Genomic DNA, 22,022 nt, shown 5'->3' on the forward strand with positions numbered 1-22,022 from the left:
CCCGGGAATGACCGAAGAAATCACCGAAGAAATGATGGAAGGGAGGATCCGGTGGGCCGATCCGTGCTCGTCACCGGAGGCAACAGGGGCATAGGCCACGCGGTCGCGCAGGCCTTCGCCGAGGCCGGCGAGCGGGTGGCGATCACCTGCCGCTCCGGCGAGCCGCCCCGCGATCTCATGGACGCGGGCTGTCTCGCGGTGCGCTGCGACGTCACCGACCCCGAACAGGTGGAGATGGCGTTCAAGGCCGTCGAGGCACAGCACGGCCCCGTGGACGTGCTGGTCGCCAACGCCGGCATCACGCGCGACAACCTGTTGTTGCGCATGCCGGAGGACGATCTCGCCGCGGTGCTCGAAACGAACCTCGTCGGCGCCTTCCGCGTCGTCAAACGGGCCACGGCGGGCATGCTGCAGGCCCGCAGGGGGCGGATCGTCCTGGTCTCGTCCGTGGTCGGTCTGCACGGTTCCGCCGGCCAGACCAACTACGCCGCCTCCAAAGCGGGGTTGGTCGGCCTGGCCCGCTCCTACGCCCGTGAGATGGGTCCGCGCGGCATCACCTGCAACGTCGTGGCCCCCGGCTTCGTCGACACCGACATGACCCGGGCCCTGACCGAGAGGCAGCGCGAGGCCGCGCTCGCGAAGGTCCCGCTGGCGCGCCCGGCCGCTCCGGAGGAGATCGCGGCGACGGTACGGTTCCTGACGTCGGACGACGCCTCGTACATCACCGGTGCCGTCATCCCCGTGGACGGCGGCATGGGGATGGGGCACTGACCGCTCCGGGCCCCCGGGCCCTTACACGTGCTCGCTGACCAGCACGGCCCAGGTGCCCGGCTCCAGCGCGCGGAACACGTGGGGCAGATCGGCCGGGTAGGTGATGGCGTCCCCCGGGCCCAGTTCCACGGCGTCGTCGGCCGGCCCCACCAGCGCGCGGCCGGCGCCCAGCACCACATGCTCCACGACTCCCGGCATGTGGGGCTCCGACAGCCGCTGGTGCCCCGGCTCGGCGGTGACGCGGTAGACGTCGCGGCGCGCTCCGGGCGGGCAGGCCGACAGCAGTACGGCGTGGTAGTCGGCCTGGGCGGAGGAGACGGCGGCGCCTTCGCCGGCCCTGATCACCTGGACCCGGGGCTGGTGCGGTTCCACCAGCCGGGAGAACGGCGTGTCCAGTGCCACGCAGAGCGCCCAGAGGGTCTCCAGGCTGGGGTTGCCCGCACCCGACTCCAGTTGGGAGAGGGTGGATTTGGCGATGCCCGCCCGCTGCGCGACCTCGCTGAGGCTCAGACCGGTACGGCTGCGTTCCCGGCGCAGAGCGGCGGCGATGGCCTTCATAGGGGGCTTGTCGGAGCCGGCCGCCGCCGGTGGTGGCGGTGGCGGTGGTGGTGGTGTCTTCATGGGGCGTTCGCTCCAGCGGTCGACTGTTCGCCTTGACGAACGATCTGTGGGATGTTCATCATGAACTCCATGCGTTCGATATGGAGAACTCTAGAGCGCCAGGTGTTACGTGACGTGGCCCTGGTGTGTCTGGCGGTCGGTGTCATCGGCCTGTCCTACGGCGCGATCGCGGTGTCGTCGGGTTTCCCTCTGTGGGTGCCCGTGCTGCTGGGCGTGCTCGTAGTCGCCGCGTCCTCGGAGTTCCTGTTCATCGGAATCATCGCCGCCGGTGGCAGCCCGATCGCGGCCGTGCTGGCGGGACTGCTCGTCAACGCCCGGCACCTGCCCTTCGGGCTGGCGATTCCGGAGGTGATCGGCCGTGGCTGGCGCCGGTTCCTCAGCACCCATCTGATGAACGACGAGACCGTTGTCTTCGCCCTGGCGCAGAAGGACCTCCCCGCCAAGCGCGCCGCGTACCGGCTGTGCGGACTGGGCATTCTGGTGTGCTGGCCGCTGGGCGCCCTCCTGGGCGGTATGGCCGGTTCGGTGATCAAGGACACGGACGCCCTGGGCCTGGACGCCATGTTCCCGGCAGTGATCCTGGCGCTGATCCTGCCTGCCCTGCGCGACCGGAAGACCCGGACCGCGGCCCTCGCCGGTTCGGGCGTCGCTCTGGTCGCGACACCGTTCCTGCCGGTCGGGCTCCCCGTCCTGCTGGCATTGGCCGGGGTCGTCCTGGCGACCGGCCGAGTACGAGAGGAAGAGAGCGCGCGATGACGAACACTCCGTTGCTTGTCGGGGCGATGCTCGTGCTCGCGGCCGGAACGTACGCGTTCCGGCTCGCGGGCCCGACGCTGCGTTCCAGGGTCGAGTTCCCGCCCGCGGTGGAGAAGCTCATGGAGCGCTCCGCCGTGGTGCTGCTCACCGCGCTGGTCGTCACCACGGCGCTGTTCGAGGCCCATGAGTGGGCGGGGGTGGCACGCCCGGTCGGAGTGCTGGTGGGCGGGCTCCTCGCGTGGCGCAAGGTGCCGTTCGTCGTGGTCGTCCTGGCGGCCGCCGCCTGCACGGCCCTGCTGCGGCTGGCGGGTGTCTCCTGAGCGCGTCCGCCGGCCGTCCGGTGCGCGGACGGCGGCGGGAATCCGCCTGATCAGCCGTGTCCGAGGGAGTGCAGGACGGGCGTGGAGCAAGGCGGTGAGGGCAGCAGGGGCGAGGTGCGGTTGCCGCTGTGCACCGCCCAGGCGAAGGCGACGATCCCCGCCTGCAGACGGGACTCCACGTCGAGTTTGGCCAGTACCTGGGCCACATGGGCCTTCACCGTCCGCTCGGTGACCTTCAGGAACGTCGAGATCGAACGGTTCGAAGCGCCCTCGGCGAGCAGGCAGAACACCTCGAACTCGCGTTGGGAAAGGGCGGGGACCTTCTCGAACAAGGTCCCCCACAGAGGGTCGTGGTCGGCGGTACACGGTCCCCGGCGGGCGCTGTGCGCGGGGATCGGGGCAGTTTGCGTGGCGATTGCGGACTCCTGTCGTGTGAGTCGGCCGGCGCGGCCGTGTCGGGGTCGTGCTCCGCCGTCAGGAGGGCGGAGCCGTCGCGTCCGCCGAGGCCCTCGAACCGCCCGGCCGGGGCAGCTGCCGCGGGCGTCGTCCGCCTGCCAGGGTCCACACCGCGTCGACGATGTCCCGCATGAACAGCTCACCCGGCCGGGTGAGTTCGGCGTCCAGGCACCAGGCGAGCCGGAGCGCGATGCTGTGCTTCTCCTGCAGGACGGTGAGCATCAGCTGCGGTCCGTGCCGCCGCTCCTCCTCGACGACGATCTCCTCGTCGGGGAACGGCCAGCGGGCGATGGAGGCCTCGAGCGGGCCCTTCTCCCGCTCGGTGAACGCGTGCAGCGACGCGTCGGTGAAGTTGAACAGGGCGCCGGCCGCTCTGATCGAATCCGCGCCGGGCAGCACCCGGTCCCTGATCGCGTCGGCCTCGGCACGGTCGATATGAGCGAACTCACCGGCCTGGGCCTGCCGGACGAAGGTCCGCCGTGCGACGCGGGGCAGGTCCACCGGTGACGGAATCTCCACGACCACCGGTGCCTGCATGAACATCTTGCTGGCGCAGGCCTCGACGTTCCCCAGCCATCTGTTGTGCGTCAGGGTCAGCACGCCCACTGCCCGCATGCCGCCCCAGCGGCACAGTGCCAGTCCGAATCCCGTCAGCAGCACGGTGGACACCGGCACCCGCAGTGCGGCAGAGGCGGCTTCGGCCGCCGTCAGCAACGAGGTGGAGCGCAGCACACAGGACGAGTGACGGTCCGAGGCGTCGGGACCGGCCTGCCGCCGTCCGTCGGCTCCCGCCGGCGAAACCGCCGAGCCGAGTTCCTCGAACTGCCGGGTCCAGTACCGTGACGCCCGTTCGAGGTGGCGCTGCCCGCTCTCGGACTCCTCCCAGCGCACGACGTCCAGCGGCTGAGTGATGTCCGTGCCACCGGCAGGCAGGGGTGGAAGCGTCCCGCGCAGCAGGCTCTCCAGGTCCTGGCGCATCACCTTCAGCCCCCATGCGTCCACGGCGCTGTGATCGGCCACCAGACCGATCTCCCGGACCCGTGGACCCTCGGTCGACACCACCGCCTGGAACGGCCACTGGGTGGCCAGGTCGAACGAGGTGTGCCGGGCCCGGGTGAAGAGGTCCGTGGCCTCCCGGAAGCTCTCCACCCGGACGGCGGCCTCCACGTCGGGGGCGCGGACGGAGGTGACCCGCTGGGTGCCCCTGGGGTCGTCATCGAACCGCAGCAGGGTGCGCAGGGCTTCGTGCCGGCTGACCAGCCCGGTCACCGCCCCCATGACCTGCGCGACCGTGGCCCCCCGGCCGTCGGCCACGGCGAACAGGTTGTCCTCGTACGTCGCTTCGTTGTGTTCGGCCACCGCCTGAGGATCGGTGGGTCGTCCGGCGAACCAGTCGGCCTGCGACCAGTTCAACCGCCCTTCCCGTTCCCCCATTGAATCCTCAAAGCCTCCGGGCACAGCACCCACCTATCTGATCGACATTTCGGACGGAGAGATCATTTGCCGAGCCTCCCCGCGACAACGTGCGGCATCCGGAGAATGGATGCGGGGAGGAGTTACATGTCCAGCGGCTCGGACTCTTATGCGGGAAAGGACCGCGAATTCGGCACTGTCCAAATGGTGGACACTCGCCTCGGTTGATTCGCACAGGAAGTTCACAGGAGTCTTCCCGGTGGCGAATTGCGTGCCGCGAAATTGCAGCATCCAGCGAGAAGCGATGTCAAGACAGGGGACTTTCCGGCCACGTCATATTCCCGGAACCAAGCGGCGCGCACACTCCGCCGGAGGGGCGCGGGATGTCGGAACGCGCACGTGCGTGGGTGTTTCGGCTGCCCGCGCGAAGGCCTCGCGTCAAGTCCGGAGCGGTGGCTGATTTCCAACGTCTTGCCCTTCGTCCAACCGTCAGATTAAGCTCTGGGGCGGTCCGATCGGTGGTGTGAAAAACCCGCAGCACTACGCCTGACAAGGCGTTTTACCGAGGTCTGTGCGCCCGGCGAACCCGGTGCACCCAGTGGCCGAGGCCCGGAGCGGCAAACCGGTCATCAGCCGGCGCAGCGCCTGACGTGGGCGTCCGACATTTCGAACCCACCGTCATGAAACCCGCTTTCTCATGAAGTTTTCCCACGGAAGACCACGGGGGGTCAGTCTGTGCTGCACAAGAGTTCCCGCGCCGGCGAACCGGTGATACTGGCGGAAGGGTTGACAAAAACCTTCCGTACGGCCAGGCGTGTGCCCGGTTTTCGCGGCGCGGCGCGATCTCTTATCGCTCCGCAATGGGAAACAAAGACGGTCGTTCAGGATGTGTCTCTCCATGTGAGACAGGGGGAGCTGCTCGCTCTGCTGGGTCCGAACGGGGCGGGCAAGTCCACCACGATCAAGATGCTCACCGGAATCCTGCGACCGACGTCCGGAAGGGCTCGTGTAGCCGGCATCGACCCCCATCTCGAGCGGGAGAAGAACGCCAGAAACATCGGTGCGGTGTTCGGCCAGCGCACCCAGCTCTGGTGGGACCTGCCGGTCCGCGAGTCCTTCTCCATCCTCAAGGACATCTACGGGATACCGGACGCCGACCACCGGGCCCGCCTCGCGGAGTTCGACGAGCTGCTCGCCCTCTCCTCCTTCCAGGACACGAGGGTGCGGCACCTGTCGCTGGGGCAGCGCGTGCGGTGCGATCTGGCGGCCGCGCTGCTGCACGACCCGCCCGTGGTGTTCCTGGACGAACCGACCATCGGCATGGATGTCGTCGCCAAGGAGCAGGTCCGCCGGTTCCTCCGGCACGAGGTGGAACAACGGGGCCGCACGGTACTGCTGACCACTCATGACATGACGGAGGTCGAACGTCTCGCGGAGCGGGTGGTGCTCATCAACCACGGCCGCGTCGTGCTCGACGGATCACTGGACGACATCCGGCGGACCTACGGATCGGCCTGGCAGATACACGTGACACTCGCCGATCCCGCGGACGGGATACGGCTGGACGGGCTCACCGTGGTCCGGCGGGACGGCCCACGGCTGTTCCTCGCACCCGATGACACGGTTCCCTTCACCGCGCATCAGGCGCTCAAGGAACTGATCCAGCACCACGACGTCGCCGAAGTCGGTATCGAACAGGCTGACCTCGAAGACGTGATGCGCGCCGCCTACCGCCACCAGGACACCGAGGCCCCGGTCCCCGCCAGGGATCTTCTCGGCGTCTCGGACCGACGGGGCGGGTGAGCGCCCGTGACCACCGCGGCACAGGGCCGCGTCCGCCCGGGCCGGGCCTGGCGGACCCTGCGGATCACACCGCTCGGCGAATCGCTGGCGACGGGCCGGCTCGCGGCGACAGCCATACGTCTGGTCCTGCAGGTATTCCTGGTCACCTGCCTGTGGCGGGCCTTGTACGCCCAGACGGAGAGCAGCGCGGGCCTGGACCGCGAACAGGCGGTCACCTTCGCCGTCGCGGCGGCGCTGCTCACCCGTGTGCGGGGGATCGACCGGCGGGCCGGCCGGGACACCGTCTTCCAGCACCTGCAGTTCGGCACCATCGTCTACTGGTTCCTGCGGCCGCTCTCCCCGGGCCGCTATTACTTCTTCCGTGCTCTGGGGGAACAGCTCTACGCGCTGGCGTGGGCCGCCGCCGGCTACCTGGTGTGCCGTCTCTTCGGCCTCATCGAGGCACCGGCCTCGGTGGCGGCCGGCCTCCTGGCGCTGCTCAGCGTGTGCGCCGGCCAGGTCATCGTGTACTACCTCATGCTCCTGGTCGACCTGCTGTGCTTCTGGACGCTGAAGAACTACGCGGCCATTATGATCATCACCTTTGTGCAGAACCTGCTCTCCGGCGCGTTCGCGCCGCTGTGGTTCTTCCCCGACTGGTTCCGGACCATGAGTTCTCTGCTGCCGTTCCAGTCGACCCTCAACGTCCCGCTGTCGATCTACATCGGACGCATCCCGCTGTCCGACGTCCCGGGGGAGTTCCTCGTGCAGTTCGTCTGGGCCGTGCTTCTCGCGGTCGCGGCACGTGTGGTGTGGGCCCGGGCCGGCAGACGCGTCGTCTCCCAGGGAGGATGAGCGTGCGGGCGTTTCTCGACGCATGGCGCGTCGCACTGCGGATCATGGGCCGAATAGTCCGGAGCTACATGGAGTTCCGCGTCGAGTTCGCGCTGACGGTGGCCATCGGGGCCATCTGGCAGATGTCCGTCATCGTGTTCGCCACGGTGCTGCTCGGCCGTTTCTCCGGGATGGGCGGCTGGAGCACGGACGCCGTTCTGCTCCTGGTGGGGCTGCGGATGCTGGCTCACGCCCTGTACGTGCTGTTCTTCGGACGCATCAGCGGCCTGACGGACATCGTCCAGGAAGGGCTGATGGAGGCCTACCTGCTGCGGCCCATGCCGGTGTACCGGCAGGTGCAGCTGACGTACTTCCCGAACAACGCGATCGGCGACCTCATCGTGGGGATCTCCCTGTCCTTCGCCGCGATATCACGGACGCAGGTGCACTGGACCGCGCCGAGAATCGCCTTCCTCGTCGCAGCCGTCACCGGGGGCGTCTTCGTGGAGGCGGCGATCTTCACCGCGCTGTCGAGCGCCGCTCTGCACTACCCCGCCGCCTCCTACTGGTCGAGTTGGGTCGAGGAACTGATGGGCACCTTCGGCAGCTACCCGCTCAAGATCCTTCCCGGAATCGTCAGCGGCCTGTTCACCTTCCTCGTGCCGCTGGCCTTCGTCGCCTATCTGCCGACGGCCGTACTCACAGGGAACACGCACGGACTGGGCGTTCCCGTGGCGCTGGCGGTGGCGTCCCCGCTCATCGGCGTCCTGGCCTTCCTTCTTTCCCGTCGGCTGTGGAACTGGAGCCTGAGCCACTACACGGGAGTGAACGGCTAGCGCCCCGGGTCAATCCGGCCGTACGACCTCCTTGATGCCCCGCGCCGTCAGGTGGGTCTCGTCCTCGGCGCGGTTCGCCAGGATCACCGCCGGGCGGGTGCCCTCCTCCCGCAGTCGCATCCACGCCTCGAAGTACGCGCCGCCAGGGCCCGAGATCGAACGGTTCCCCCAGGCGCAGTCCAGCACCAGCGCGGTCGTACGGGGTTCGGCCGGGCGGGGTTCGGCGCGCAGCTCGGCGACCGTTTCCGCCAGGGCCCCGGCGATGGGTTTCGGATTGCCCGCGGAGTCGAACAGGCCCAGGGTGTACTCCAGTTCGGGGAAGTCGGCCAGGGAGCGGTCGACATCGTGGGAGCACCACCAGGTGACCCCGTACAGGTTGGCGCACTCGACGGCGTTGCGTACCGTCGCGCGGGCGAAGCCGGGGGCGTCCGCCGCCGGGATGTGCGGTTCGGGGGCGCCGGTCTCCTGGACCCACACCGGCCGGGCGGGGTTCTCGGCGTACGCGGTGGCCAGTTCGACGCCGTACTCCGCGAGATGCTGGACCTGCGGGGAGCGGGGGCCGTAGCGGCGGGCGCAGTCGGCCGAGAACACCCAGGGGTGGACGGTCGTCAGGTCGCCCTTTTCGGCCGAGGCCTCCGGGGTGAAGGGGTGGTCGTCGCTGTACCAGGCGGCGTCGTACGCCGAGTGGGTGACCAGACCCGCCGCTGTGCCGAGGCCCGACCGCGCGGCGGACAGCAAGGTGTCCAGGTAGTGGTCGATCTCTGCCACCGTCACCGGGTTGTGTTCGACCAGGTTGTTGAGCTCGTTGCCGAGCTGGAGGCCCAGGAGGTTCGGGCGGCCGGCCAGGGCGCCGCCGAGGGTGCGCAGCAGCCGCGCCTGCGCCTCGATCGCCTCCGGGTCCGTGAACACATTGCGGTGGTGCCAGCTGCGCGTCCACTCCGGGTAGAAGTCGAAGCTGGAGAGGTGGCCCTGTACGCCGTCCACCATGACGTCGAGGCCCGCCTCGGCCGCCACGTCCACCAACTGCGCCACCTGGTCGACGGCCGAGGCGCGGATCAGCGTGCGGTTGGGCTGGAGCAGCGGCCAGAGCGGGAAGATCCGTACGTGGTCCAGGCCCAGCCCGGCGATCTGGTCGAGGTCCTCACGCGCGCGGGCCGGGTCGAAGTCGTACCAGGAGTGGAACCAGCCCCGGCGCGGCGTGTAGTTGACGCCGAAGCGAGGAGCGGGAGAGGGGGTGGGGGGTGTGCTCACGAGGGCCTCCTCGGACGGGCGGGGATGCGCCGGGCCCGCGAGTCGGGTCTTGTCCTCGGCGAATGTATGAACCACCATAGTGCGCGATGAGCAATGAATTGAACCAGGATTTGGCTCGGGGTTCGGATCGTGCCCTGGTCGTCGGGATCGACGCCGGTGGCACCCGTACGCGCGCCCTGCTGGCGTCCGCCGCCGACGGGTCCCCGCTCGGTGAGGGTGTCGCCGGGCCGGGCAACGCCCTGACCGTTCCCGTGCCGCAGCTCACCGAGCACCTTGTCGAGGCCCTCGCCAAGGCCGTGCCGGAATCGGTCCGGTCCCTGGTCGTCGCCGTCGCGGGCGGCTTCGCGGGCGCCGCCGGCACCGCCGACGAACCCGGCCGCGTCAACGCCCGTACCGCGCTGACCCAAGCCCTGCGGCGCCTCGGCATCCCCGCGCGCGAGATCCGGATCAGCAGCGACATCGAGGCCGCCTTCGCCGCCGCCCCGGGAGCTCCGGCGGACGGTCTCGCCCTCGTCGCCGGTACGGGCGCCGTCGCGATGCGCATCACCGCCCGCCACTGCGAGAAGACCGTCGGCGGCGACGGCTGGCTCCTCGGCGACGACGGCGGCGGCTTCTGGATCGGCCGCGAGGCGGTCCGAGTCGCCCTGCGCATGGCGGACCGACGCGGCCCAGACACGACTCTGGCGGCCCTGGTGGGACGTGAGTTGGGAGTGCCGGATGCGGTGCTTCCCCCGTACGGGCGCGGGGCGTCCGCGTACGGGGGCGGGGCGTCCGCGTGCCGGGGCGGGCGGTCGGCGCGCGAGGACGGAGGGTCGGCATACGAGGACGGAGGGTCGGCATACGAGGTTGAGGCGTCGGCGTACGAAGGTGAGGCGTCCGCGCGAGAGGTTGAGGCGTCGGCGTACGAAGGTGAGGCGTCCGCGCGAGAGGGTGAGGCGTCCGCGTACGAAGGTGAGGCGTCCGCGCAGGAGGGTGAGGCGTCCGCGTACGAAGGTGAGGCGTCCGCGCAGGAGGGTGAGGCATCCGCGTACGAAGGTGAGGCGTCCGCGTACGGGGATGAGGGCGGCCTCGGTCGACTCTGGTCGCGGGACGCCCGTGAGGCCTACCGGCGGCACGTTCTGCCCGCCGTCATGAGCGAACCGCCCGTCCGGCTGGCCCGGTTCGCCCCGCTGGTCGCCGGGGCGGCGCGGGCCGGGGACCTTCTCGCTCGGGCGATCCTCGACGAGGCCGCCGGTCATCTCGCCGACTGCGTACGGGCGTTGAGGCCGCAGCCGGGCGAGACCGTGGTCGCGACGGGCGGCCTTCTCGGGCCGGAAGGCCCGCTGACCGACCCCCTGGACCCGCACCTGCGTGCCCTCGGCCTGGTGGCCCACTGGGTCCCGGACGGCAGCCGGGGCGCGGTCGCCCTCGCCCGAGTCGCCCACGACGGCAGCCGTGACGGGGTAACTTCCGCCCCGGCCCCGGAGGAGAACCAGTGACCGCGACCGCAGCCACGACATCCACCGCCGGATCCCTCTACCGCGACCCCGCCGCCCCCGTCGCCGCCCGCGTCGCCGACCTCCTGGCCCGGATGACCCTGCGCGAGAAGGTCGGCCAGCTCAACCAGCGGATGTACGGCTGGGACGCCTACCGCCGCCGCCCCGACGGCGGGTTCGAGCTGACCGAGGCCCTGTACGAGGAAACCGACCGCTTCGAAGGCCTCGGCGCCCTCTACGGCCTCCTCCGTGCCGACGCCTGGTCCGGCGTCGACCACTCGACGGGCGCCGGCGCGGACGCCGGCCCCGCACTGGCCCACCTGGTCCAGCGACACGTACTCGAACGCAGCCGCCTCGGCATCCCCGCCCTCTTCGTCGAGGAGGTACCGCACGGCCTCATGGCCCTCGACGGCACCGTCCTCCCCGTCAACCTGACCGTGGGCGCCACCTGGGACCCGGACCTGTACGAGCGTGCGGCTGCCCACGCCGCCGCCGAACTCCGCGCCCGGGGAGGCCACTTGGCCCTGGTCTCGGCGCTGGACATCGCCCGCGACCCCCGCTGGGGACGCACGGAGGAGTGCTTCGGCGAGGACCCCTACCTTGCCGCCCGTCTGACGGAGGCGCTGGTGAGGGGCATGCAGGGGGAGGGAGGGGGAGGGGGCGGGACAGGAGGGGCGTTCGCTGCGGACAGGGCTCCGGTTGTTCTCAAGCACTTCGCCGGGCAGGGCGCGACGGTCGGCGGGCGGAACTCCGCCGAGTCGGAGCTCGGTCCCCGTGAGCTCCACGAGATCCACCTCCCGGCGGCCCGGGCCGGCGTACGCGCGGGCGCGGCGGCGGTCATGGCCGCCTACAACGAGGTGGACGGCATTCCCTGCTCGGCCAACGGCCCTTTGCTGAACGGGTTGTTGCGGGGAAGCGGAGGGCGTGGCTGGGGGTTCGAGGGGCTGGTCATGGCCGACGGGCTCGCCGTGGACCGCCTCGCCCGTATCACCGGCGACAAGGTCTCGGCGGGCGCCCTCGCCCTCAACTCCGGTGTCGACCTGAGCCTTTGGGACCAGGGTTTCACGCGGCTGGCGGAGGCGGTGGAGCGAGGGCTGGTGGAGGAAGCGACGCTCGACGCGGCCGTGTCCCGTGTCCTGACCCTGAAATTCCGTCTGGGGCTTTTCGAACGCCCTTATGAGGTACCGGAGTTGCCATCCCCGGCGGCCGGCCGTGCCCTCAGTACGGCTCTGGCACGCTCAGCCGTCACCCTCCTCCACGACAGGGCGGGCGTCCTGCCCCTCGACCCGGCGAAGGTCTCCCGCCTGGCCGTCATCGGCCCGCACTCCGCCACCACGGCCCACCAACTCGGCGACTACACGGCCCCCCAGCGCCCCGGCACCGGAACCAGCGTCCTGGCCGCCCTGAGCGACCTCGCCCTCCCCCGGACCGAGATCCGCCACGCCCGGGGCTGCGCCCTGACCGGCGACGACCTCTCCGGCATCCCCGAGGCGGTGGCGGCGGCAGCCGCCTCCGACCTGGCCGTTCTTGTCCTGGGCGGCAGCAGCGCCCGTACCCCGGACACCGAGTTCGACGCCAACGGCGCCGCGCGGACCGTCGTCTCGGAGATGACCTGCGGCGAGGGTGTCGACCTGGCCGATCTGCGCCTTGGCGCGGCCCAGCACGCCCTGCTGGACGCGGTGACGGCGACCGGCACACCCACGGTCGTCGTCCTGATCCAGGGCCGCCCGCACGCCGTTCCGGAGGCGGCGGAACGCGCCGCCGCACTGCTCACCGCCTGGTATCCGGGCCCCTGGGGCGGCGAGGCGATCGCCGAGATCATGCTCGGCCACACCGCCCCGACCGGCCGTCTCCCCGTCTCGGTCCCGCGCTCGGCGGCCCAACTCCCCGTCTACTACAACCACAAGGACACGGAGTACCGGTCGTACGTGGACGAGGACGCCGAGCCCCTGTACTCCTTCGGGCACGGCCTGACGTACACGACGTTCGAGTACGGCGTCCCGGACATCGGCCCGGGCGGGGACAGTTGTGAGGTCGAGGTCAGCAACACGGGTGCGCGGGCCGGGCGGGCGGTCGTCCAGCTCTACATCCGTCCGCTCCGTACGACGGTGTGGCCGCGCACCCTGGAGCTGCGCGCCTTCGAGAGCGTCGACCTGGCTCCGGGGGAGCGCCGGACGGTCACGTTCGCCCTCGGGGCGGAGCAACTCACGCAGGTGGACCGCGACTTGGAGCGGCGGGTGCTGCCGGGGAGCGTGGAGATCCGGGTGGCGGGGTCGGCGCGGGAAGCGTTGGACGCCGTACCGGCGATCCGCTGAGGGCAACTCGGCGGCGGCCGGATGCTCCTGTGGATGTCAGATGTATCAGATGTAGTCGAAGAACCTGGTCCACCAGGTCGCCGGGTGATCCGGATTGCGGAACCCGCTCAGCGGGGTGACGCCGTCGTACGGGCGATGGAGAAGGCGTTCCGGGACGGTGACGAACCCGAGGTCGGACAGGGCGTCCTCGACGCGCCGCCGATCCGTCTCCGTCAGGTCTCCCCGCGCGACGGCGTCGTCCAGGGAATCGTGGGCCCCGGGGTCGGGCAGGGTGACGACGGCGAGGTCCGCGTAGTTGCTGAGCCGGATACCGATGTGCACTCCGGCGCCGGTGGCTTCGGCGGGGACGCCCACCAGGGCGTGGAAGCTGGCGTCCTGGACGTGGCGGTCGACGGTGCAGGGGTGGGAGAACGCCTGTTCCAGACGTGCGTGGAGTTCGGTCAGCAGTTCTTTGGCGCGAGGGTGGTCGAAGTCCTCCGGGAATTCCAGATGATCGGGTCCGGGGAGGCGGTCGGCCTCTCGCAGCACGCGCAGTACGCGCTGATCACGGTCGTCTTCGGAGATGTGTGACATTTCGGCTTTCGCTTTCGCCTTCGTTTTCGCGTCGAGGGGGGCCTGCGCCGGAGAGTCCGCCGAAAGCTCGGCTTCGGCTTCGGCTTCGGCTTCGGCACAGGCCCCTGTTCAGGTGTTGCTAGTGACGCCAGGGATACGCCGTGACGATCTGGGGCGGATTGCTCCCCGGGATCACGACGACCTTCATCTTGGTCTGTCCCACCGTGCCGATCTCCTTGTACAGATCGACAATGTAGGCGCCGGGGTCACCCGGCACATGACTGCCCTTCTTCCGCCATGCCTCGTCGACCAGCCGCAGGATCTCGTCCTGGTCGATCGTGTTGAACATGTCGTGGTCGGGCTTGTTGGGCTTGGGCGACGCGTGTTCCATGATGTGGTCGATGCGGTGCTGGTTGTTGCTGCCTATCCGGCCGTAGACGAGCCCGGCCGGCGAGGTGAAGTAGTCGCCGCCCAGGTCCGCGAATCCGGTCGGGCAGGTCGTGTTGTGGACCAGGACCGGCGCGTCCCCCGCGAGGGTGTAATAGGTGTGGATCCGGCTGACGGTCAGGTTGAACACCCGCTGCAACGCGGTCCACGCCCGGATCGCGGTGACCTCGACGGTCGCACCGCTCGGCGTGCGCAGCTGGTCGCCCGGCTCGACGCGTCCGGCGTCGGTCCAGGCGCCGCGGTTCACCAGCCAGAAGGGGTGACCCTCGGTGGCGGTCACGGTGCCGACGGCACTGCCCCTGTCACCGTCCGTGTCGACGGTGAGTTCGACGAGGTTCTTCTGGCCGGCGTCGGTGATGACGTTGTCGACCTGTCGTGCCTCGGTCGTACCGGTCTCGGGGTCGGTGGCGAGAACCTTCTCGCCCTCGGCGATGTCCTTGATCGGCTTGCTGGTGCCGTCGGCCATCAGTACCGGGGTCTCGGGGGTGAAGCTGTTGCACCCCTTGATGACCTTTCCGCCCTTGCTGAACAGCCCCTTGAAGAAGCCCGAGGCCTTCTCGCCCCACTTGCCGAACTTGACGCCGGCGGCGCCCCAGCCGGCGACCGGGATCGCACCGGCGCAGGACAGCGTCGCGTTGAGGGCGTCGCCCTCGGCGCCGTACCAGGCACAGTTGGTGCCGTCGGCGATCTCGCCGAAGCCCGGGACGAGTCCACCGACGTCGAGCAGGAAGTGACCGCCGTCGGCGAAGAACGCCCCCCAGTCGAAGTCCTCGTCGCTCAGCCGCAGGAACTCCTCGAACGCCTCGCGCTCCTCCCGGAGTTCCTGGGCCTCCTCGGCCTTCCGCTTGGCCGCCTCCTCGGCCGCCTGCTTCTGGACGTACGCGGCGAGGGCGTCCTTCGCGGCCTTGTTCGCGGCAGCGGAGTCCTTGCCGGCCGCGGTGGCGTCGGCGCGGGCCTGGTTGGCCGCCGCCCATGCCCCGTCGGCCGAACTACGGGCCGAGGCCGCCGAGGCCTCGGCGCGCGCCGCGGAGGCGGAGGCCTGCCGGGCGGCGTTGTGGGCGTCGGCCTCGGCCGCGCGCGCGGTCTTCGCGGAGGCTGCCGCCGCCGCGGCCGACGCCTCGGCGTCCTTGGCCGACTTGAGGGCCTGGTCCGCGTAGACCTTCGCCTGGTCCGCCGAGGCCTTCGCCTGCTTGGCGTACTCGGCGGCCTCTGCGGCGGCCTGGCGGGCGAGGGCCGCGACCCGGGCGGCCTCGGCCGCGTTCTGCTGCGCGGTCGCCGCGACGCTGAAGGCGTCCGCGATCAGCTTCTGGACCTGGGCCACGTGGGTCGCGGTCAGCTGGTCCTTGCGCTGGGCCTTGTACTGGCCGCTCATGACGAACGCGCGCAGCAGCTGCGGCGGTCCCTCAAGGGCGATCTGGGCCGCGGCCTTGACCTCGGGCGTGCCGCTCTCCGACAGCTGGACGGCACGGATCCGGTCGTCGGCCTCCTGGGCGCGGTACCGGCCGGCGGTGATGAACTCGCGCAGCGCGTCGATCGTCCCGGAGTCCAGCGCGGCCTGCCCGGCCCTCTTGACGCCGGCTCCGCCCGCGGTCATGAACTGGAGGGTCTTGACGCGGTAGTCGCTCGCCGCGGCCTGGTGCTGGCCGGTGGCGAGGAACGCCGAGACCGTCGCGGCGTCACCTGCCAGGGCCGTCTCCGCGGCGGTGCGTACGTCCGCCAGATCGCCCTCGTACGCGAGCCGCTCGGCGCGGGCGCGCTCGTCCTGCCGGGCGGCCTCCGCCCAGCCGGTGCGTACGTACTCGATGATGTCGTCGTCCGATCCGGCGAGGGCTACCTCGGCGGCGGCACGGCTCCAGGGGCCCCGGGTCCTCATCGCCAGCAGGGCCACCTGGCGGCCCTTGTCGGCGACGACCGCGAGGTCCGTGCCGGGCTGCGCGGCCTCGGCGGCCAGCCGTACGGCTTCGGCGTCGAGGTCCTTGGCCTCCTTGGCGGCGCGGGTCGCCTCGGCCTTCGCGGCGTCGTCCTCCGCCTTGAGCCGCTTGGCCTCGCTGATGCCGAGCTCGGTACGGGTGGCGAGCTCCGCGGCCTCGATTTCACGGGCCAGGTCGTGCGTCTTCTTGGCCTTGGTGACAGCGGCGGTCGCGTTGTCCGCCGCCGTCTTCGCGGCTGCCGCGTGGGCGGTGGACTCCTTGGCGGCGGTCGCCGCGTCACCGGCGTGGTCGGCGGCGGCGTCGGCTGCGGCGGCCGCCTTCTCGGCGTGGTCGGCGGCCGAGTTGGCCGCGTCGCGAGCCTCGTACGCGGCTGCCGCCGCCTTCTTCGCCAGCGACTCGGCCTGGTTGGCGGCACGGGTCGCCGCCGCGGCCTGGCGGCGGGCCTCCGCGGCCGCCGCGCGGGCGGTGGCGGAGCTGGCACCGGCCTGGTCGGCGTAGCCGCTGGCCTCGGTGGCTGCGTCGGCGGCCAGGTCGGCGTTGGCACCGGCGGACGTCGCGGACCTGGCCGCGACTCCGGCGGCGTCCGCGGCGATACCGGCCTGCGTGGAGGCCTCCGCCGCCTTGCGGGCGCTCTTCGCGATCGTCCGGGCTTCCTCGGCGGCCTTGCGGGCGGCGGACGCCTTGCTCGCGTCGGTGGCGGCGTCGGCCGCCGCGCTGCGGGCGCGTGACGCGGCCTGCGCGGCGCCGGCCGCCGCGGACGCGGCCTGGGCGGCGGCGTTCGAGGCGACCCGGGCCGAGGTGTTGGCGGCGCGGGCGGCGTCGATGGCCTGCTGGGCCGCCTTCGCGGCGCCCTTGGCCGCGTCCGCGGCGCGGTTCGCCGCACCGGCGGCGCGTACGGCGTCGTTCCTGGCGGCCTCGGTCTCCTTCGCGGCCTTCTGCGCGGACTCCTTGGCCAGCTTGGCCGCCGCGACGGCGCGCTCGGAGGCGTCCTTCGCGGCCTCGGTCTCCTTGGCGGCCTGCCGGCCCGCCTCCGCGGCCTGCGCGGCCAACTGGGCGACGGTGGCCCGTTCCTGGTCACGGGCGCGCGCGATGTGCTGGCCCACCTCCAGGAACTCGCGTACGTCCGCCGGGGAGCCCTCCATGGCGACCCTCGCGGACTCCTGGACGGCCGGTCCGCCGGTGCTCATGATCTGTACGAGCTGGACCCGCTCGTCGCTGTCCCGCGCGGTGAACTGACGTTCGGCCAGGAACCGCTGTACGTCGGCGGGCGTCCCGCTCAGCGCGGCGTTGCCGGCCTTCTGGACCTCGCGGCCACCGGTGCTGATGACCTGGGCGACCTTGACCCGCTGGTCCTCCTTCAGCGGCTCCTGCCAGCCGGTCGCGAGGAAGGTGCGCAGCTGCTCCGGCGTACCGGAGAGCGCTGTCTGCGCGGCCTGCCGTACGGCCCGGCCGCCGAAGGTGTGGACCTGGATCGTGGAGATCCGGTCGTCGTGCACCTCGGCGGCGTTCTTCTCGGTGTCGAGGAACCTGCGGACATCCTCGGCGGTGCCGGTCAGGGCGATCTCGGCGGCGGCCTTGACGCCCGGACCGCCCGCCTTCCACATCTCGACGACACGGCCTCGGTCGGTGGCCGGAATCGCGCTGACGGTGTCGTCCGTGTCCGCGTCGGCATCCGTGTCGACCGCCCACGCGGGCGAGGGCCCGAGGAGTCCGACGGTCATCGCCATGGGCAGCGAGGCGAGCAACAGTGCGCGTATGTAATGCGCACGCCCTCTCGCCGAGTTTTTCCGGAATATTCTTCGCTTCAAGAATCACTCATTCCGCTTACTGGCCTTTTCCCCCGGCCAGCTGCCGAACTTCGGCATAGGAAGAGTAAACTGCCAGCCCTGGCAGTCAAGTTCTCGTTATTTTTTGACTTACGAAACGCAAAATGGATGTACCGAAGTGTGTGTGATGTGAGTCACCTCGGGAATTCGTCTATCGGAATTCCTCCTGGACGCGGGCGGCGATGACGCGCGCGCACGTCAGGGACTCGGTGTGCGAGGTGTCGACCTCCAGGTCGTAGCCGACGCCCTCGTGAACCACGTCCGCCTGCGCGGCGGCCATTCCCTCGGCCCGGTCTCCCCGCGCGGCCTCACGGCTCGCGGCGACCGCGCTCTCGCAGCGGACGCCGACCCACAGCGCGGGCAGATCCCCGAGAGCCGTACGCCACCGCTGCTGGGACGCCGCTCCGCCGAGGAAGACGTCGTCGATGACGACCCGGGCGCCGGCCCGGACCATCGCCACGACGCCGGTTCGCCAGGCGGCCTCCAGGGCCAGGAAGTCCGCCCCGATGCTCACCTGGCCGTCCGACGCGATCTCGATCCCCGCGTCCGACTCCCGCAGCCTCGCGGGCAGGGCGTCCACGAACGAGTCGCACCCCAACGCCAGCCACGGGTCCGGCAGTTCGGCCTGCAGGCACCGTACGATCGCGGACTTGCCCGAGCTGGAACCGCCGTTGAGGATGATCATCCGAGTCGCCATCGCGCCACCCTAACGGGACGGCGGAGGCGTTAGTCTCGGGTCGCATGATCGTATGGCTCAACGGCACCCACGGCTCCGGCAAGACGACGACCAGCACTCTCGTCCAGCAACTGATCCCGGATTCCCGGGTGTTCGACGCCGAGAAGGTCGGCGAGACACTCATGGACATCAAGCCGGGGCTGCCCGACACGGACAACTTCCAGCACTGGCCGCCGTGGCGCCCCCTCGTCGTGGAGACCGCCCGCCGCGTACTCGACTACACCGGCGGCATGCTGGTGATCCCGATGACCGTCCTGGTCGAGGAGTACTGGCGCGAGATCAGCACCGGCCTCGCCCAACACGACATCCCGGTACGCCACTTCGTCCTCCACGCCGACGAGGACACCCTGCGCGGACGCATCGCCGGGGACACCGTCGTCGGCCCGAACTCCACGTTCCGTCTCAGGTACCTCGAGCCCTACGCGGAGGCGGCCCGCACCTGGCTGCACAAGGAGGCCGAGGTCATCGACACCACACACCTCACACCGGACCAGGCCGCGGAGCGGATCGCGGAGACGGTCAAGGGCTGAGATCCCGGCCCGCTGCCGCTGTCACGTGCCGTCGATCAGCTTCCTCACCTCGACCGGCAATCCGGTGCCGGCGCCGGTGCCGACAGCGACGAGGACGGCCTCACCCGGTGTCTCCCCGACCGCGACGGCCACCCTTGGCGAGATGCCGTCCACCTCGAACGCGGCCAACGTCGTACCCGCGTCCTCGGCCTCGTCCTCGCCGCCGGTGTCGTCGCACGGCGGGTGTGTGGCGTCGCCGAGTCGCCGGCCGATCGTGAACTCCGCGTCGGCGACGTCCTGGTACGCGCGGCCCTCGTACAGGATCCGGTAGGCGCAGGACGCCGCCCCCTCACCGGCGCTGCCGCCACCCCCCGCTGTGCACGCGGCTGACGCCATGACGGCTGCCAGCACGGCACCTGCCGGTACCGCGCCCGTCTGCAGGGCGCCTGCGAATCGTCCGACCCAGCTCATTGACGTCCCCCTGGTGAATGCCGCGTCCCGGTGGGTGCGTGCCGCGAGTTGCGAGGACGCGGCTTCTGCCGACCGCCCTGCCCGCCCCTCGTGAGTACCGACGGAGTGGGCGGCGCTTTCGTTCGTGTGCCGGCCGCGTGTGGGCTCCGGTGGACCGGCGAAGCGCTTCGACATGCAGGCTTTGGAACTCCATGGCCATTCCGCGCGGATCACCCCGTTCTCACCGTGGCCCCCGTGCGCTAGGCTCCCGCAACGTGTCGAAGCGCTTCGACGTTGATGCCTTCGTTTGCCTTCGACGTGGGGGGAAGCCCTTCGACTCAATGGAGAGTTCTATGCCGAGTTCAGCCGGTTTCACTCGCCGTCAGGTCATGACGACCTCCGCCGCCCTCGCCGTCGCGGCGCTGTCCGCGCCGACGGCCGCCCAGGCCGCCGCTGCCCGGTCCACCGGTCCCGCCGCGTCGGCGTCCGCGCTGGACGTGGTCGCGAAGATGCAGCCCGGCTGGAACCTGGGCAACAGCTTCGAGGCCATCGGCGCCGACGAGACTGCCTGGGGCAACCCGAGGGTGACCCGGGCCTTCTTCCGCAGACTGAAGGCGCAGGGCTTCAAGAGCATCCGGATCCCGGTGACCTGGGGTCAGCACGAGGGCCCGGCTCCGGACTACACCCTCGACCCGGTGTTCCTGGCCAGGCTCAAGCAGGTGGTCGACTGGGCCCTGGCCGACGGCTTCTACGTACTGATCAACATGCACGGCGACGCGTGGCAGTGGGTGCCGGCCATGCCGACCCGGCACGACGAGGTACTGGCCCAGTACACGGCCACCTGGCGGCAGGTCGCGGCCGCCTTCCGGGACGAGCCGCGCCGACTGCTCTTCGAGAGCATCAACGAGCCCTTCTTCAACAGCAGTTCCGGCGACGAGCAGAACGCCGTCCTGATCGACGAGCTCAACACGACCTTCCACTCCGTCGTGCGCGCGAGCGGCGGACGCAACGCCGACCGGCTGCTGGTCCTGCCGACCCTGGGGGACACCCCGGATCAGCCCAAGATCGACACCCTGCTCGCCACCTTCGCCGCACTCGACGACCCCAACCTCGTGGCCTCGATCCACTACTACAGCTTCTGGCCGTTCAGCGTGAACCTCGCCGGCTACACGACCTTCAACGCGGCCACCCAGCAGGACCTGACCGACACGTTCGACCTGCTGCACAGGTCCTTCGTCGCCAAGGGGATCCCGGTCGTCGTCGGTGAGTACGGCCTGCTCGGCTGGGACTCGGGCCCCGGGACGGTCGAGGAGGGGGAGTCGCTCAAGTACTTCGAGTATCTCGGCCACTACGCCCGCTACCGGGGCCTGACCACGATGCTGTGGGACAACGGCAGCCGTTTCAACCGCCGCACCATGCAGTGGAACGACCCGGGCCTCTATGCGCAGATACGTTCCAGCTGGACGGAGCGCTCCGGCACCGCGTCCACCGATCAGCTCTTCGTGCCCAGGGGCGAAACCCCCACGGACGCGACGATCACGCTGAACCTCAACGGCACCCGGCTGAAGAGGATCGACGTCGGCACCCGCCACCTGGTCCGGGGCGTGGACTACACCGTCAGCGGCAGCACACTGACGATCGCGGCGGCGACAATCGGCCGGCTGACCGCGTCACAGGAGTACGGCACGAACGCCGTCCTGTCCCTCCGGTTCACGGACGGGGTCCCCTGGGCCGTCAACGTCATCACCTATGACAAGCCGGTCCTGACGAGCGCGACGGGTACGACGGCCTCGCTGGTGATCCCCACCGCGTTCAACGGGGACAAACTGGCGACCATGGAAGCCGTGTACGCCGACGGCAGCCCGGCAGGACCGCAGTCCTGGACGACGTACAAGCAGTTCAACGTGGCTTTCACGGTGGACTACACCGCGGACACGATCACGTTGCCGACCGCGTTCTTCAACGAGGTCGATGACGGCGCCCCCGTGACCCTCACCCTCCACTTCTGGAGCGGGGCGATCCTGACGTACACCGTGACCAGGTCCGGCGCGGCGGTCACGGGGACCTCCGCCTGACGGAGGGGAAGGAAGCGGCGCCGCGGTTCGGGGTCCGGTCCGGTGAATCAGGGCCAGACCCCGACCGCGACCCCCCGACCCCGACCACCCCTTTACGGTCTGTTCTGGATAATCCATTTCGGATCGAATGTTCTACGCTGGCAGGCATGACCGCCATGACCCCCGCGCGCACCGAACCGGACCTGTCCTTCCTCCTCGATCACACCAGTCACGTCCTGCGGAGCAAGATGTCCGCCGCTCTCGCCGAGATCGGTCTGACCGCCCGCATGCACTGCGTGCTCGTGCACGCCCTGGAGGAGGAGCGCACCCAGATCCAGCTCGCCGAGATCGGCGACATGGACAAGACCACGATGGTGGTGACGGTGGACGCCCTGGAGAAGGCGGGGCTGGCCGAGCGTCGCCCGTCCAGTGCCGACCGGCGGGCGCGGATCATCGCCGTCACCGAGGAGGGCGCCCGCGTCGCCGGGCGGAGCCAGGAGATCGTCGACCGAGTGCATCGCGACGCCCTGGCCGCACTTCCCGGAGGCGAGCGGGAGGCCCTGCTGCGGGCCCTGCGGCACCTGGTCGGCGACGGCCTGGCGACCCCTGTCGAGGCCCCGCGCACCGCCCGTCGGGCACGCCAGTCCAGGTGAGCGGGGAGGTGAGCCGGGAGGTGAGTCAGGAGAT

The 22,022-nt window shown here is 70.6% G+C and carries 19 protein-coding genes; 11 read left to right on the forward strand and 8 right to left on the reverse strand.

Annotation, left to right across the window (positions count from 1 at the left end; all coding sequences use genetic code 11):
* Positions 1-51: 51 nt before the first annotated feature.
* Positions 52-771, forward strand: a complete 720-nt coding sequence (fabG, locus tag ABZ855_RS02060; protein WP_360799440.1) for a 3-oxoacyl-[acyl-carrier-protein] reductase — start codon at positions 52-54, stop codon at positions 769-771.
* 21 nt (positions 772-792) lie between these two features.
* On the opposite strand, the gene ABZ855_RS02065 is transcribed toward fabG, so the two are convergent.
* Entirely contained in the window at positions 793-1,392 is a 600-nt protein-coding gene (locus ABZ855_RS02065; RefSeq protein ID WP_360799443.1) for an XRE family transcriptional regulator, read from the reverse strand.
* A 69-nt stretch (positions 1,393-1,461) separates the two neighbouring features.
* Here ABZ855_RS02065 and ABZ855_RS02070 point away from each other — a divergent pair, with 69 nt between their 5' ends.
* Both ABZ855_RS02070 and ABZ855_RS02075 read left to right on the forward strand, forming a co-directional pair.
* Complete coding sequence (locus tag ABZ855_RS02070) at positions 1,462-2,148, forward strand: AzlC family ABC transporter permease (protein ID WP_360799446.1); 687 nt, start codon at positions 1,462-1,464, stop codon at positions 2,146-2,148.
* Positions 2,145-2,468: an AzlD domain-containing protein gene (locus ABZ855_RS02075; RefSeq protein WP_360799449.1), complete on the forward strand. Its 324-nt coding sequence runs from the start codon at positions 2,145-2,147 to the stop codon at positions 2,466-2,468. The genes ABZ855_RS02070 and ABZ855_RS02075 overlap by 4 nt, the downstream gene beginning before the upstream one ends.
* A 50-nt stretch (positions 2,469-2,518) precedes the next feature.
* Here ABZ855_RS02075 and ABZ855_RS02080 read toward each other — a convergent pair whose 3' ends face one another.
* Positions 2,519-2,800, reverse strand: a complete 282-nt coding sequence (locus ABZ855_RS02080) for a helix-turn-helix transcriptional regulator (protein ID WP_319212175.1) — start codon at positions 2,798-2,800, stop codon at positions 2,519-2,521.
* 142 nt (positions 2,801-2,942) lie between these two features.
* The gene (locus ABZ855_RS02085) at positions 2,943-4,283 is read right to left on the reverse strand and encodes a condensation domain-containing protein (protein WP_360799453.1); all 1,341 of its coding nucleotides are present in this window, start codon (positions 4,281-4,283) and stop codon (positions 2,943-2,945) included.
* 822 nt (positions 4,284-5,105) lie between these two features.
* On the opposite strand from ABZ855_RS02085, the gene ABZ855_RS02090 reads away from it, so the two are divergent.
* From ABZ855_RS02090 to ABZ855_RS02100, 3 genes are read left to right on the forward strand one after another with little or no spacing between them, the layout of a single operon-like run.
* Entirely contained in the window at positions 5,106-6,140 is a 1,035-nt protein-coding gene (locus tag ABZ855_RS02090) for an ATP-binding cassette domain-containing protein (protein ID WP_360800250.1), read from the forward strand.
* 6 nt (positions 6,141-6,146) lie between these two features.
* Positions 6,147-6,974, forward strand: a complete 828-nt coding sequence (locus ABZ855_RS02095; protein ID WP_360799456.1) for an ABC-2 family transporter protein — start codon at positions 6,147-6,149, stop codon at positions 6,972-6,974.
* Positions 6,971-7,789 carry an ABC-2 family transporter protein gene (locus ABZ855_RS02100; protein ID WP_360799459.1) on the forward strand — a complete coding sequence of 273 codons (819 nt, stop codon included), beginning with the start codon at positions 6,971-6,973 and terminating at the stop codon, positions 7,787-7,789. Before ABZ855_RS02095 ends, ABZ855_RS02100 begins: the two co-directional genes overlap by 4 nt.
* A gap of 9 nt (positions 7,790-7,798) precedes the next feature.
* Here ABZ855_RS02100 and ABZ855_RS02105 read toward each other — a convergent pair whose 3' ends face one another.
* Positions 7,799-9,118 (reverse strand): cellulase family glycosylhydrolase, encoded by a 1,320-nt coding sequence (locus ABZ855_RS02105; protein WP_360799462.1) that lies wholly within the window; start codon positions 9,116-9,118, stop codon positions 7,799-7,801.
* An 8-nt stretch (positions 9,119-9,126) separates the two neighbouring features.
* Here ABZ855_RS02105 and ABZ855_RS02110 point away from each other — a divergent pair, with 8 nt between their 5' ends.
* The gene (locus ABZ855_RS02110) at positions 9,127-10,518 is read left to right on the forward strand and encodes a BadF/BadG/BcrA/BcrD ATPase family protein (RefSeq protein ID WP_360799465.1); all 1,392 of its coding nucleotides are present in this window, start codon (positions 9,127-9,129) and stop codon (positions 10,516-10,518) included.
* Between the two features lie 92 nt (positions 10,519-10,610).
* Entirely contained in the window at positions 10,611-12,830 is a 2,220-nt protein-coding gene (locus ABZ855_RS02115) for a glycoside hydrolase family 3 N-terminal domain-containing protein (protein ID WP_360800252.1), read from the forward strand.
* Positions 12,831-12,875: 45 nt separating this feature from the next.
* Here the strand turns inward: ABZ855_RS02115 and ABZ855_RS02120 are convergent, their stop codons facing one another.
* The 3 genes from ABZ855_RS02120 to cpt form a co-directional block, all read right to left on the reverse strand.
* The gene (locus ABZ855_RS02120) at positions 12,876-13,403 is read right to left on the reverse strand and encodes a hypothetical protein (protein ID WP_360799468.1); all 528 of its coding nucleotides are present in this window, start codon (positions 13,401-13,403) and stop codon (positions 12,876-12,878) included.
* Positions 13,404-13,521: 118 nt separating this feature from the next.
* Entirely contained in the window at positions 13,522-17,487 is a 3,966-nt protein-coding gene (locus ABZ855_RS02125; protein ID WP_360799471.1) for a polymorphic toxin-type HINT domain-containing protein, read from the reverse strand.
* Between the two features lie 250 nt (positions 17,488-17,737).
* Complete coding sequence (gene cpt / locus ABZ855_RS02130) at positions 17,738-18,283, reverse strand: chloramphenicol phosphotransferase CPT (protein ID WP_360799474.1); 546 nt, start codon at positions 18,281-18,283, stop codon at positions 17,738-17,740.
* A 44-nt stretch (positions 18,284-18,327) separates the two neighbouring features.
* Between cpt and ABZ855_RS02135 the strand changes: the two genes are divergently transcribed.
* Complete coding sequence (locus tag ABZ855_RS02135; RefSeq protein WP_360799477.1) at positions 18,328-18,852, forward strand: AAA family ATPase; 525 nt, start codon at positions 18,328-18,330, stop codon at positions 18,850-18,852.
* Positions 18,853-18,873: 21 nt separating this feature from the next.
* On the opposite strand, the gene ABZ855_RS02140 is transcribed toward ABZ855_RS02135, so the two are convergent.
* Complete coding sequence (locus ABZ855_RS02140) at positions 18,874-19,302, reverse strand: DUF6281 family protein (RefSeq protein WP_360799480.1); 429 nt, start codon at positions 19,300-19,302, stop codon at positions 18,874-18,876.
* Between the two features lie 368 nt (positions 19,303-19,670).
* Between ABZ855_RS02140 and ABZ855_RS02145 the strand changes: the two genes are divergently transcribed.
* A complete protein-coding gene (locus tag ABZ855_RS02145) occupies positions 19,671-21,356 on the forward strand; it encodes a cellulase family glycosylhydrolase (RefSeq protein ID WP_360799483.1) in 1,686 nt (561 codons plus the stop codon).
* A 146-nt stretch (positions 21,357-21,502) separates the two neighbouring features.
* On the forward strand, positions 21,503-21,988 hold the full coding sequence (locus ABZ855_RS02150) for a MarR family winged helix-turn-helix transcriptional regulator (RefSeq protein WP_360799486.1): 486 nt from the start codon (positions 21,503-21,505) through the stop codon (positions 21,986-21,988).
* The last annotated feature ends 34 nt before the right edge of the window (positions 21,989-22,022 follow it).

Source organism: Streptomyces sp. NPDC047042 (assembly GCF_040644035.1).
Lineage (GTDB): Bacteria > Actinomycetota > Actinomycetes > Streptomycetales > Streptomycetaceae > Streptomyces.

What these genes read in the sequence shown, in the direction of transcription:
- ABZ855_RS02115 (WP_360800252.1), top strand. Translation starts at nt 10,611, where the DNA reads ATGACCCTGCGCGAGAAGGTCGGCCAGCTCAACCAGCGGATGTACGGC.
- ABZ855_RS02125 (WP_360799471.1), bottom strand. Translation starts at nt 17,487, where the DNA reads ATGGCGATGACCGTCGGACTCCTCGGGCCCTCGCCCGCGTGGGCGGTC.
- ABZ855_RS02145 (WP_360799483.1), top strand. Translation starts at nt 19,671, where the DNA reads ATGACGACCTCCGCCGCCCTCGCCGTCGCGGCGCTGTCCGCGCCGACG.
- ABZ855_RS02075 (WP_360799449.1), top strand. Translation starts at nt 2,145, where the DNA reads ATGACGAACACTCCGTTGCTTGTCGGGGCGATGCTCGTGCTCGCGGCC.
- ABZ855_RS02140 (WP_360799480.1), bottom strand. Translation starts at nt 19,302, where the DNA reads ATGAGCTGGGTCGGACGATTCGCAGGCGCCCTGCAGACGGGCGCGGTA.
- ABZ855_RS02065 (WP_360799443.1), bottom strand. Translation starts at nt 1,392, where the DNA reads ATGAAGACACCACCACCACCGCCACCGCCACCACCGGCGGCGGCCGGC.
- ABZ855_RS02100 (WP_360799459.1), top strand. Translation starts at nt 6,971, where the DNA reads ATGAGCGTGCGGGCGTTTCTCGACGCATGGCGCGTCGCACTGCGGATC.
- cpt (WP_360799474.1), bottom strand. Translation starts at nt 18,283, where the DNA reads ATGGCGACTCGGATGATCATCCTCAACGGCGGTTCCAGCTCGGGCAAG.
- ABZ855_RS02150 (WP_360799486.1), top strand. Translation starts at nt 21,503, where the DNA reads ATGACCGCCATGACCCCCGCGCGCACCGAACCGGACCTGTCCTTCCTC.
- ABZ855_RS02110 (WP_360799465.1), top strand. Translation starts at nt 9,127, where the DNA reads ATGAGCAATGAATTGAACCAGGATTTGGCTCGGGGTTCGGATCGTGCC.
- ABZ855_RS02120 (WP_360799468.1), bottom strand. Translation starts at nt 13,403, where the DNA reads ATGTCACACATCTCCGAAGACGACCGTGATCAGCGCGTACTGCGCGTG.
- ABZ855_RS02105 (WP_360799462.1), bottom strand. Translation starts at nt 9,118, where the DNA reads ATGGTGGTTCATACATTCGCCGAGGACAAGACCCGACTCGCGGGCCCG.
- ABZ855_RS02135 (WP_360799477.1), top strand. Translation starts at nt 18,328, where the DNA reads ATGATCGTATGGCTCAACGGCACCCACGGCTCCGGCAAGACGACGACC.
- ABZ855_RS02070 (WP_360799446.1), top strand. Translation starts at nt 1,462, where the DNA reads ATGCGTTCGATATGGAGAACTCTAGAGCGCCAGGTGTTACGTGACGTG.